12 protein-coding genes are annotated in these 11,324 nt (G+C 34.2%); 4 read left to right on the forward strand and 8 right to left on the reverse strand.

Features of this window, described 5'->3' with window-relative positions; genetic code table 11:
• Window positions 1–172: 172 nt before the first annotated feature.
• Window positions 173–649, reverse strand: coding sequence for an Lrp/AsnC family transcriptional regulator (locus tag ILA26_RS05495; protein ID WP_292807033.1), 477 nt, complete (start codon window positions 647–649; stop codon window positions 173–175).
• A 243-nt stretch (window positions 650–892) separates the two neighbouring features.
• Complete coding sequence (locus ILA26_RS05500; protein WP_292895071.1) at window positions 893–2,062, reverse strand: tRNA (guanine(10)-N(2))-dimethyltransferase; 1,170 nt, start codon at window positions 2,060–2,062, stop codon at window positions 893–895.
• 97 nt (window positions 2,063–2,159) lie between these two features.
• Here ILA26_RS05500 and ILA26_RS05505 point away from each other — a divergent pair, with 97 nt between their 5' ends.
• Window positions 2,160–3,266, forward strand: a complete 1,107-nt coding sequence (locus ILA26_RS05505; protein WP_292895073.1) for a DegT/DnrJ/EryC1/StrS family aminotransferase — start codon at window positions 2,160–2,162, stop codon at window positions 3,264–3,266.
• A gap of 14 nt (window positions 3,267–3,280) precedes the next feature.
• Here ILA26_RS05505 and ILA26_RS05510 read toward each other — a convergent pair whose 3' ends face one another.
• On the reverse strand, window positions 3,281–3,586 hold the full coding sequence (locus tag ILA26_RS05510) for an MTH1187 family thiamine-binding protein (protein WP_292895075.1): 306 nt from the start codon (window positions 3,584–3,586) through the stop codon (window positions 3,281–3,283).
• A 52-nt stretch (window positions 3,587–3,638) separates the two neighbouring features.
• On the opposite strand from ILA26_RS05510, the gene ILA26_RS05515 reads away from it, so the two are divergent.
• Window positions 3,639–4,514, forward strand: a complete 876-nt coding sequence (locus tag ILA26_RS05515; RefSeq protein WP_292895077.1) for a TIGR00269 family protein — start codon at window positions 3,639–3,641, stop codon at window positions 4,512–4,514.
• On the opposite strand, the gene ILA26_RS05520 is transcribed toward ILA26_RS05515, so the two are convergent.
• From ILA26_RS05520 to ILA26_RS05535, 4 genes are all read right to left on the reverse strand, one after another.
• On the reverse strand, window positions 4,473–5,417 hold the full coding sequence (locus ILA26_RS05520) for a calcium/sodium antiporter (protein ID WP_292895080.1): 945 nt from the start codon (window positions 5,415–5,417) through the stop codon (window positions 4,473–4,475). The two genes, ILA26_RS05515 and ILA26_RS05520, sit on opposite strands and share 42 nt — an antisense overlap.
• 3 nt (window positions 5,418–5,420) lie before the next feature.
• Window positions 5,421–6,740, reverse strand: a complete 1,320-nt coding sequence (locus ILA26_RS05525) for a hemolysin family protein (protein WP_292895083.1) — start codon at window positions 6,738–6,740, stop codon at window positions 5,421–5,423.
• 22 nt (window positions 6,741–6,762) lie between these two features.
• The gene (locus ILA26_RS05530) at window positions 6,763–6,975 is read right to left on the reverse strand and encodes a DUF1922 domain-containing protein (RefSeq protein WP_292895086.1); all 213 of its coding nucleotides are present in this window, start codon (window positions 6,973–6,975) and stop codon (window positions 6,763–6,765) included.
• A 68-nt stretch (window positions 6,976–7,043) separates the two neighbouring features.
• Window positions 7,044–8,216, reverse strand: coding sequence for a TraB/GumN family protein (locus ILA26_RS05535; protein WP_292895089.1), 1,173 nt, complete (start codon window positions 8,214–8,216; stop codon window positions 7,044–7,046).
• A 158-nt stretch (window positions 8,217–8,374) separates the two neighbouring features.
• Between ILA26_RS05535 and ILA26_RS05540 the strand changes: the two genes are divergently transcribed.
• Both ILA26_RS05540 and ILA26_RS05545 read left to right on the forward strand, forming a co-directional pair.
• On the forward strand, window positions 8,375–8,893 hold the full coding sequence (locus ILA26_RS05540; protein WP_292895092.1) for a hypothetical protein: 519 nt from the start codon (window positions 8,375–8,377) through the stop codon (window positions 8,891–8,893).
• 55 nt (window positions 8,894–8,948) lie between these two features.
• Entirely contained in the window at window positions 8,949–9,872 is a 924-nt protein-coding gene (locus tag ILA26_RS05545; protein WP_292895095.1) for a methanogenesis marker 7 protein, read from the forward strand.
• A gap of 10 nt (window positions 9,873–9,882) precedes the next feature.
• On the opposite strand, the gene mmp10 is transcribed toward ILA26_RS05545, so the two are convergent.
• Window positions 9,883–11,136 carry a methyl coenzyme M reductase-arginine methyltransferase Mmp10 gene (mmp10, locus tag ILA26_RS05550; protein ID WP_292895097.1) on the reverse strand — a complete coding sequence of 418 codons (1,254 nt, stop codon included), beginning with the start codon at window positions 11,134–11,136 and terminating at the stop codon, window positions 9,883–9,885.
• Between the last annotated feature and the right edge of the window lie 188 nt (window positions 11,137–11,324).

An 11,324-nucleotide genomic window follows, 5' to 3' on the forward strand; every position in this document is an offset into this window, starting at 1 on the left:
AAGCAAATATTAAAAATAAAAATAACTAAAATAAATTAATTTGTGGATTTTAAATTTAAAATAAAATCCCATTATTGCTTGAAATTAAAAAATAAGAGTTTTAAATTGAAGATTCAATATTCAATTTTTCCCTTAAAAAAAGAATTTTGAAGTAGTTTCACTACTTCTAAATTTATAAAATGTTGGAAGATCCCATGTCTTCTTTGATAACATCCAATACAGTTTGGGTGTATGTTCTTTCTATAATTGGGTCTTTTAACAATTCTTTAATAAATGCGTTCAATTCGTTAGTGTTTCTGAATTTAGCGATTAAGAATGCATCGTATTCTCCAGTAACGTCATAGATTCCAACTACGTTTTTGTTAAAGAAAGTTTTTTCTTCCCAATTTTTGAGTTTTCCACCTTTTACTCTAACACCAATGATGGTAGTTAAAACAAAACCTAATTTTTCATGATCAATAACTGGTGAGAACTTTTTAATTACTCCAGATTTGACCATTTTGTCTATACGGTTGTGTACAGTACCAACGGAAACATCTAAACTACGAGAAATTTGTCTGTATGATGTTCTTACATCTTCGTTAATGATTTTAAGAATGTTGATGTCAGTATCGTCTAATTTTACAACATTGTCTTTAGTTTTTACCATAGTTATCTCCCTTTAAAATTTAATATTGTTAATATTGAATTAACTTAATATTATTTATTAATTTATCTTTATTATATATAAACTTTTAATTTTTTTTAAAAAATTTTATTCAATATTCTTTATTTTATTAAAATAGGCTTTACATTTTTATATCATTTTCAATTATATCTTGATAAATCCAATTAAGTTATGAATAGTATGTAATTAATTGTATACTCTAACTGTTTGATTAATATTTTTTACTTAATTTATAGTTTCTTGTAATTTTATCAAGATTTTCTTAATATCATCAATTCCGGCATCTGTTTTTATGCCAATTGGGTTGTAATGTGTTTTGACTGCAAAGAATCCCTCATCAATCAATTCCTTAAATATTAAATCGAGTTTTGGAGCACTTACTTTTAGATTTTTGCAGATGCTGTGGACATCATAAAAAGTAGCTGGGGCATCTGCTTCTGTTAAACAACTATTTAATAATTTTAAAGCATCTTTTTCAGTGTTGATTTTTTTGTAGTTTGTCTCATCAATCATTTTTTGGATAAAATCTTTATCCTGAATGCTGCCTGTCCATAGTGGGCCTGCATGAATCAACTTTTCACCGCATACAGGACAAACGTCTTCAATAGGGCTTGCTAGGCCATTGCTGATTTGTCTGTGCAAACAGTGTTTGCAATGGCTGATGTAACCTATATTTTTTAATGATTCATCAGTCCTTTTTGAACCTTTTTTAATTTCTAGGTATAATCTCATATAATGTTCAGTACTATGGGACATTTTTACCTCAATGTATTTTGCATACTTTGATAGGGTGAGTGCCACAAAACCTGCCAAAATTCTTATTCCATTCTCATGGCAATATTCGCTCTTGTAAGGTTTTGAGTTATACTTACGGATGCAAGGTTCCTTGTATGTGCCGCACAATGCTGATGTGTCAGTTGCGGTAACGCATAAAAGTGAGTTTCTACGGGCACAATATCCCGCTGAATCGAGGAATGGTGAAGGTGTTCCAAATGGATCAATATCGATAACATCAAATTCTCCACGTTTCATTCTTAAAAACATGCTTGCGTCGTGTTGGTATACCTCAACATCACTTAGATTGTTTAATTCAATGTTGTGTCTTTCATAATGGTTTGCGGTTTCGCTAATGTCATTTATTGAAACTTCTCCGATGCCATCAATCTCATTTTTGTATCTTACTCCTCGTATTCCACTTCCTCCAAACAGGTCGCAAATGTTTATTTCACGGTCCTGCTCTTTTTGAAATACTTGGATTGCAAGGATAGATAAGTCTCTATTCATCTCCATATGGGGATTGTAGAATACTGGTGCATCTGATGATACTTTTTCATATTCTGGAAATTCAATTTTAGTTAAACCTTCTTCAACATGTTTTATTTTATATTCATCCATTAATTCTCACTTTTAATTCTTTTTTTAGTAATATGTAATGTTTTAAATATTATTAGATTTAAATATTATTATAATAATTAACATATTGGTGATAATTGTGTCAGATATTAAAGTTCCTATTGCAAAACCAATAATTGGAGAAGAAGAAATAGAAAATGTAGTTGAAGTCTTAAAATCAGGAATGATTGCTCAAGGTCCTAAAGTTGCAGAATTTGAGCAAAAGTTCGCTGAATGGGTTGGAGCAAAATATGGTATTGCTGTCAACTCAGGAACTGCAGCACTGCACACTGCACTTCTTGCATGTGGCATTGGGGAAGGAGATGAGGTCATAACCACTCCGTTCACTTTTATTGCAAGTGGAAATGCAATCGTATACACTGGTGCAATACCTGTTTTTGCAGACATTGACTTAAAAACTTACACTATGGATCCAAATTCAATTGAAGATTTGATTACCGAAAATACAAAAGCTATTCTTCCTGTACAATTGTATGGTCAATCTGCAAATATGGATAAAATCAATGAAATTGCAGAAAAATATGGTTTAATTGTCATTGAAGACGCTGCTCAAGCACACGGTGCAACCTGCAACGGCAAAAAGGTAGGAAGCATGGGTGACATGGCTTGTTTCAGTTTTTACCCAACCAAAAACATGACCACTTCAGAAGGTGGAATAATCACAACTGACGATGAGGACTTAGCAGAGCAAGCAAGAATATTCAGGGCTCATGGTGCTAGCGTGAGATATCATCACGATGCAATAGGATATAACTTTAGAATGACAGATATTTCAGCGGCAATTGGTCTTGCACAATTAGATAAAATTGATGAATTCAACAATAAGAGAATCGAAAATGCAAATTACTTAAATGAAGGATTGAAGGATGTTGATGGAGTAATCACTCCATATTGTGCATATGATTCAAAACATGTATATCACCAATACACAATTAGGGTTGAAAAAGGAGATCGTGATGATTGGGTAGACATCATTAACGATTGTGGTGTTGGAACAGGAATCCATTACCCTATTCCATTATATAATCAACCTATTTATAGGTCTTTAGGAATTGAAGGAGATTGTCCGAATGCTGAACTTGCAGCAGACAATGTAATTTCCCTTCCAGTTCATCCTTCTTTAACAAAAGAAGATTTAGATTTAGTAATTGAAGCAGTTAAAACTGCTTCTGAAGAGGTAGAATAACCTCTTTCTTTTTTTTATTTTAACATTTCGTTTACAGTGTCAACTTTAGCGTCTAAAGTTCTGTTTTTCAAATCTCTTCTATCGTCTACTTTTATAACTGTGTACACTCTTCCGATTCCAAGTTCAAAAATGGCCTCTTGGGCATTGGCTATCGCTTCGTATAATTCAGTCAAGTTTTCAGCTTCAATTTGGGTTCCCATTCCAGTCAATTGGTAGTTCAAACCGGAATCCTTGATGGATTGGACTGCTGCGGTTACATAGTCTTTACATTCGGTAGTTTCTGTTCCAACAGGCAATATTGCAAAATCACATGTTATCATTTCTTTCACCTGGTAAAATTATTTATTTAACTTTCTATAAATTAATTTAGTAATGGTCAAATTAAACAAAGACGAATTTAACGAAAAGATTTTTACAAGAATCAATAATTTGATTTCTGATTATGAGTTAATCAAGGAAGGCGAATTGATAGCGGTAGCATTGTCTGGTGGTAAAGATAGTGTGCTTACATTGCATGCTTTAAAAAATTATCAAAAGTTTTTAGACTTTGACCTTGTTGCAATTAGTGTTGATGAGGGCATTGAAGGTTATAGGCAGCATGGTATCGATTCAGCCGTCAACAATGCAAAGGAATTGGGTGTGAAATTGGTTCAAAAATCCTTTAAGGAGGATGAAGGTTTTGCACTGGATGACATATATTCTGATTTTAAAAGCGCTTGCATTCCATGCGGAGTTTTTAGAAGAAACATTTTAAATAAGACTGCATATGAACTTGGAGCGGTTAAAATTGCTACAGGTCATAACTTAGATGATGAAATTCAATCTTTTTTGATGAGCTTTGCAAGAGGAGATACAATTAAATTCTCCAAGTTTGGCCCTGAACTTGATGTGATTCATCCAAAATTGGTTCCAAGAATTAAGCCATTATGGAACACTCCTGAAAAAGAGGTTGGAATGTGGGCGGTATTGAATGATATCGACATCCACCTTGATGAGTGCCCTTATTCTCATCTATCACTTAGAGCTAAAATCAAGGAATTCTTGAATGTTAGTGAAGATCAATATCCTGGCGTAAAAAATAATGTGATGGAGTCTTTTCAGAAAATTTTAACATTTGAAAATGATATTGTCACAAACCTTAACGAATGTGAAGTGTGTGGTGAGCCTACTTCATCAAATGTTTGTAAGGCTTGTGAGCTAAAAGATTTAATTTCTCATAATTGCGAAAATCATATATGCGATGAATAACGCAATTAAAATAATTCCTTCTTTTTTATCGTATTTGTCTTGAGTTTTACCGAATATGAAGCAGATTATGGTAACAACTATCATGAATACGACATCTATTATCATGTTTGAGGCAACTGGAATTGCACTTATTGCACTACTTGCTCCCAGTACGAATAGAATATTGAATATATTTGATCCAATTACATTACCTATAACTAACTGGTTTTCTCCTTTCTTTAAAGCAGTGATTGAGGTTACAAGTTCAGGTAAAGATGTGCCTATTGCAACAATGGTTAAACCAACTAATGTTTCACTCATTCCGAAAGCGATTGCTATAGCTGAAGCGCTGTCAACAACTAAATCTCCACCAAGAATAATTCCTACAAGCCCAACGACAATCAATAGAATACTTTTTGGAAGTGAGAATTTAGGTTTTTCAACATCAGATCCCTCTTTGCTTTTTCTTGCGTTAATGACAAGGTAAACGATGTATGCAACCATTATTATAAGTAAGATTATTCCCTCAATATTGTTAATGTCCCCTCCGATGAAGATGAATATTGCCCATAATAGGGTTATTCCAACAAGGAACGGCAAATCCTTTTCCAAAACGCTCTTTTCCATTAACAATTCGCTGAGCAATGCTGCAATACCGATTACCATCAATATGTTAAACAAATTACTTCCTATCACATTACTTACAGCCATTGCATTACTGCCGGTTAATGAGGATGTAATTGATACTGCGGCTTCTGGAGCGCTAGTTCCAAGAGCAACAATGGTCAATCCAACAATAATTGTTGGAACTTTTAGAATTGATGCGATGCTGCTTGCACCATCTACAAAAAAGTCTGATCCTTTTATTAAAAATACAAATCCTACAAGCAATAAAACAACTTGAATTATTATTCCAGCGTCCATTGTCTATTCCTCTATTATTTCTTCTTGAGGTCCTAAGTCAGTTACAAGAACCTTATCAATTTGATGCCCGTCAATGTCAACGATTTCAAAGATGAATCTTCCACATTCATACTTGTCCTCTTCGTCAGGAATTGTGCCGCTTAAACTGAGTATGAATCCTGCAAGGGTGGTATATCCATCCTCTTCCTCGTCAGGAAGTGATTCCTTGAATTCAAACAGTTCCTTAAACCTGTCAATTGGGTATCTTCCATCAATCAACCAGGTTCCGTCATCCCTTTGGATAGCTTGAGGTTCATCTTCCTCATCAATTCCAGGTATGTCTCCAACAATACCTTCAAGCAAGTCGTTTAAGGTAATCAAACCTTCAACACTTCCAAATTCGTCAACAACAAGGGACATGTGAACATATCCTTGGTTTTCCTTGAATTCCTTAAGTAATTCCAATGTTTCCAAGTGTTCTGAAACCACTAATGGCTCCTTAACGATTTTATGAATATCAAATTCATCGTCACTGAACATTACTGAAAGGATGTCCTTTGCTTGTACAACTCCAATAAAGTCATCAAGTTCTCCACTAGCAATTGGGAAAATTGATCTTTTACTCTCAATGATTTTTACTTTATTGATGTCTCTGTCATCTTCAAGGTCAATCCATATGATTTCATTACGAGGGGTCATTATACTTTCGACTTTTTGGTCATCGAGCTTGAAAACTCTTTTGATAATGTCTTCTTCCTCTTGCTCGATTGTTCCGTCTTCACGCCCTTCCTTAATCATCAATTCGATTTCCTCTTCAGTAACGATATCATCATTTCTGTTTTCTATTCTCATTAACCATAATAGAAAACTGCTGGATTTAGCAAGAATGAAACTGACCGGTTTGCATATTGTTGAAAGAACCACCATGCTTTTTGCAACTTTAAGGGAAACTCTTTCAGGGTCATTTAATGCAATAACCTTCGGAACAATTTCTCCCACAACTAATGTTAGGTAGGTTGTTATGATAACGACCACAGCAACGCTGATAGGTTCGCTATATGGTAAAAAAGATATGTATTTGGAAAGAGGTTCAGCTAATGTTACTCCACCGAATGCCCCTGTTAATACTCCTATAAGAGAAATTCCAATTTGAACAGTGGATAAAAATTCGTTAGGATCTTCTAATAAATCCATGACAATTTGAGCATTCTTATTGCCTTCCTCTAAGTATTTCTGCATTTTAGCTTTTCTAACGGATACAACAGCAAGTTCTGCCATTGACAAGTATCCGGTAAATATTATCAAAATTAAAATTATAATTATTTCGAATGTCGTTCCAATCATTTCTAACAGACCATTAAAACTATTATAAATCACTGGCCTTCATGAAACCAGTGTTTTTGTATATCTTATCTTGCATTTCCTGGACTGCAAGTGATGCTTCCTCTCTTGTTTCAACTTTTTGGAAAATCCTTCTTGATTTCACTTTCAAAGTTTTTCCACATACGCATTTGCGTGTTGCAACACCCTCCTTTGCATATAATGCACGACCGCAGTCGCATCGAAATATAAGATACATGATAATTTTTCCATTAAAATTAATAGTAATTATAATATTATCAATATATTATTTAAAATTTTACCCTATTATCCCCCAAAGATTTTCATGAATAATGGTATGAAAACTTTTGATGGCAATATTACAAGAGTAGCTATGCTGACTCCAAGATTAGTTCCAATAACAACTAATAATATTCTAAATATGTTGTTATGCCACAAATCCTTAAAGCTTTCTATTTTGCTTAAGTTTTTAATGTCACTTTGTCTGACCTTTCTGAATTTTGCTTCGGTCAAACCTGAAAACCATCCTGCCGCAAGCAATGGGTGGATAATGGTTAATGGAGCCACAATCCCTCCAACTATTGCGGAAACAAGTTTTGACCCTGAAAGGATGGACCCGACGAATCCCATTATCATGCTGATGACAATGAACTCGTATATGTTCCAGGTTATGTTTATCCCGCTAAAAAATGCCAGAAAAAATATCACAACAAACAATATTGGAATCATTGCAAGGAATATTTTAACCCAAGGGATTCCCTTTTTCTCATCTATGACTTCCAATTCTCTCAAGTTTGGCAATGTTTCGGGATCGTCTAGATATCTTTCTATTCCGGGTTTGTGTCCCGCTCCAACAACTGCAATGACATGGTCCTGTGGAATGTTCATGATTTTTCCCGCAAGGTATGCGTCCCTTTCATGCACAAGAACTTCGTGAACGCTTGGAGCCTCATCTTTGAACATTTCCATTAGTTCATCTAGATTGTCGGGATTTTTCAGGTCTTCCACATCAATATCTTCCTCATCATCACCTATTCCTATGACTGAGGCTAAAAGTCCGTAAGCGAATTTCATCTTTTCGATGAATCCCATTTTATTCAATGCCCTTTGTAATGTGATGTTGATTTCCCGGTCAATCAATGCAATTGGGATTCCTAAGTCTTCACTTGCCTCAATGGCACCAATCATTTCTGAACCTGGTGCAACATCAAGGTCGGCACCAATCTTTGATTGGAAATATCCGAGCAGTGTGCTGGTGAAGAACAATCCTACTTTATTTTCCTTGATGATTCTGGTAACTGATATTTCCTCATCTTCCTCAATGCCCATCATTTGCTTTTTCAACTTGATGTATCTTCCTCTATCAAGCTCAATTGCCACTACTTCAGGGTGTTGCTCATAAATGGCATCTTTTACTTCATTTACACTTTCTTCGGATACATGAGCAGTACCAATTATAGTTAAACATTCTCTTTTCATTAAAAAAACACTTCTTTTGTTAGGTTTGATATATCTAAAATATTATTGAATCTAATTATATAAAGTTAATTCATCATTAATATATATTATTAATTATTACTAACCTTCAACAATTAACAAAGTAATGTATATTAAATAATCTATATAATATTATTATTATGAAAATTGTCACAACACCAATGTGTGAAGAGATTGTAAAATTGGCAGGAATTACTGATTATGTTGTAAATAAATTTCCCGACAAGAAAGATGGGGATTTAGCAATACTGCTTTCTGAAAGTAAGGTCAATATGAACTCATTGTCGATTAAAATAAACACTTCCACACAGATTTTTGAAAGCATAAAACAGGTTTCAGCATTGGCTGGAAACGAGTTGTCAGACGAGGAGATATTGGAATTTTTTGATGATTATGAATTATGCAAAAAATATCTGAATGCCGATTTTAATCGCAATGTCAACGTTAAGGTATACTCCGAATTTTTAAAGAATCTTATTTTGGATATGGGATTCAACATAGTTTCTGATGATTATGATTATGTCATCTATCCAGATTATTTAAATGATAAAGTCAAGGAGACCGAAAATCTAGTTGAGATACCTTCACACAATAGCGTCTCAAAAAACCCCTTTGAAAAAGCGGAATTGAGATATGGTATTTTAGAAAATTTAATATAAGATATGAATTAAAATTATTAATATTATATAATTGCATTTTTGAGAGTTGTTAATAATGTATGAAACATTAACATTTACTGGCGGAGTTCACAAAAGTGAAGAAATAAGGGAATTGATTGAAGATTTGGGAGGATTCATTCTTCAAGACAATATTCAACAAATGGAACTGGTATTGAATATGGCAGTGCCTTTGGAGGATGTTGATAAGATTGAAGAGAAGTCTAAAGAATTATTGGCAAAATTATCTGTTGCTCCTATGGCAGGTTCTGAAATAGCTATTATTTCTCCAACTCTTGCAAGGCATCACTTGCCTCATGCAGCATGTGACATTTCTGAGTATTTACGCGAGTTCGGTGCAAAAGACAATATGATCGGTCTTGCTCGTGGAGATGGTAAAGGAACTTCAGGCATCACTGAAGAAGAAAAAGCATTGATTGAAGAACATGACATTGCTGTTTTTGCTTTAGGCAGTTTTGAAAATTGTATTAAGGAAAAATCATTTTTATATGATGACATAGATATTCCTGTTATTGTTACTGGTGCTCCAGAAATTGATGTTAATGAACTTCCGGGAGCTGACGCTTATGTTGGTGGTCTTGGAAGAATTCCAAGAAGGCTTAGAAGAGGTCCGGACATACGCGCTCTTGATAAGTTAGTTGAAACCATAGAACAAATATTGAATGATAAGAAACGTGAAATGGCTCTTGATGCACCGTTAGTACCATCTATTGTTGTTAAAAATGCAATTGAAAATCAAGTACATGAGATTGAACATGTAATATCTCCAACTCCAGTAACTTCTCAATTAGATGGTGTTCGTGTAAAATTGGATTATGATGCCTATGCGGATGTAATTGCTGATGTGGTTATTGACGGCAAAAAATTATCCGAAATTGCTGAGATTAAAAAATCAAAAATGTATGATTATATATTAGTAAAAATCAATAGTGAGAGTTCTCTTGTTGAGGATTCTAACTAATTCCTTTTTTTTAAATTATTCTTCTCATTCCAAAGAAGTTAATTGCATCGACCAAATCATTAAAATCTTCTAATTCTCTTTCAATGACATTTTCATCAGTCATGTCTATGCTTAGCTCACCATCAACGGTTAATGTGTCAGGGCCACGACCGACCACTCTTTCAACACCGTCTGCACTCAAGATTCTTTCGGCATCAAGCTGGTGGACAAATGATCTTCCAGGAATTATAACTGAATCCTTAATTTCGCTTAAATCGAGTTTTTCCAAATCTTCCTTTGTAATGAGGCAGGCAATTTCCTTTTCAACTGCAACGATATTAACATTGTTTTCATTATCTATCTTATCGAATATTTTTGAAATGAATGGTGCGGCTATTTTTGAGGTGATTATTGTTGCCTCACCGGTAATTGGCTTGATGAACTGAAGGAATATTTCATTTTCATCCTTTGCAATTGCAAATGGTCCTCCTGTTTCAGGGTCGCATAGAGGTGTCCCGCTGACTCTAAACTTGTACTCTGAGTTGATTTGTTTTACGAGCTCTGCAAAATCCTCCACAGGTTGGGATTCAATCCCCTTGATAATAGGTTCGTTTCCTAAAATCAGTCCCTCGTTGAATGTGTTTGCAAATCTCATAAGTAGCATTCCTTTTGCACCCCATTCCTCTAGGGAATTGCAGGTGTCCCTTAAAACATCTCCATCATTAACTCCGGGAATTATTACTGAAGCTCCTGTCAAGTCAATGCTTTCACAGAATATCTTGCAGGCGTTTAGGGCTTCTTGAGGATTTGGATCTTTAACCCATTCCTTTCTGAGTTTAGGGTCTGATGAAAAAATAGTGAATGAGACCTCATTGACCCCATTGTTTATCAATCTTGTAGCTATGTCTGAGTCAGTTATGCCTTTTCCGCAGGTATAACCTAATACGGAGGATATTGAAAATTGGTTTAGTCCTTCGGTTAATGTTTCAAGGTAAGGATAACAGCTTATGTCTCCGCCGCCGCTGATGTATGCACTCACGTCTCCGCCTCTGCCCATGTTCATCATTAATGAGGTTTGAACTTCATTCATCACTTCAAATGGTGCCTTGAAGTTTCCTTGTGATTCTGCAACGCCTTTGCTGCATCTTTCACATCCTATCTTATTGGGCAGGCATTGTGCACATCCAAATGTTTTGATTCCTTTAACCTTTCTGAAGTAACAGTATTTACAAAATCCGTTACAATCTTTACCAGGTATTCCTCCAACATCAGCTACAAGTTGCATAATAATTAATATTTTATTTCATTTTATTTATAATTCAAGTATTTTTTTGAGGTAATTTTTTTGTATTACTTTTAGTATTATTTATTACTTGGAAGTGCAAAAGTAATAATTTAATTTTATTCTTTATTTTTACAAATACTGATTGAAAAGATGTAATTTGACTATTATTTATATTAAATTAATTTAAA

Source organism: Methanobrevibacter sp. (assembly GCF_017940815.1).
Lineage (GTDB): Archaea > Methanobacteriota > Methanobacteria > Methanobacteriales > Methanobacteriaceae > Methanocatella.

Bases quoted from the DNA above. Each gene is read 5' to 3' on its own strand.
- ILA26_RS05540 (WP_292895092.1), top strand. From the start codon at position 8,375: ATGAAAATTGTCACAACACCAATGTGTGAAGAGATTGTAAAATTGGCA.
- ILA26_RS05525 (WP_292895083.1), bottom strand. From the start codon at position 6,740: ATGATTGGAACGACATTCGAAATAATTATAATTTTAATTTTGATAATA.
- ILA26_RS05530 (WP_292895086.1), bottom strand. From the start codon at position 6,975: ATGTATCTTATATTTCGATGCGACTGCGGTCGTGCATTATATGCAAAG.
- ILA26_RS05495 (WP_292807033.1), bottom strand. From the start codon at position 649: ATGGTAAAAACTAAAGACAATGTTGTAAAATTAGACGATACTGACATC.
- mmp10 (WP_292895097.1), bottom strand. From the start codon at position 11,136: ATGCAACTTGTAGCTGATGTTGGAGGAATACCTGGTAAAGATTGTAAC.
- ILA26_RS05520 (WP_292895080.1), bottom strand. From the start codon at position 5,417: ATGGACGCTGGAATAATAATTCAAGTTGTTTTATTGCTTGTAGGATTT.
- ILA26_RS05545 (WP_292895095.1), top strand. From the start codon at position 8,949: ATGTATGAAACATTAACATTTACTGGCGGAGTTCACAAAAGTGAAGAA.
- ILA26_RS05535 (WP_292895089.1), bottom strand. From the start codon at position 8,216: ATGAAAAGAGAATGTTTAACTATAATTGGTACTGCTCATGTATCCGAA.
- ILA26_RS05500 (WP_292895071.1), bottom strand. From the start codon at position 2,062: ATGGATGAATATAAAATAAAACATGTTGAAGAAGGTTTAACTAAAATT.
- ILA26_RS05515 (WP_292895077.1), top strand. From the start codon at position 3,639: ATGGTCAAATTAAACAAAGACGAATTTAACGAAAAGATTTTTACAAGA.
- ILA26_RS05510 (WP_292895075.1), bottom strand. From the start codon at position 3,586: ATGATAACATGTGATTTTGCAATATTGCCTGTTGGAACAGAAACTACC.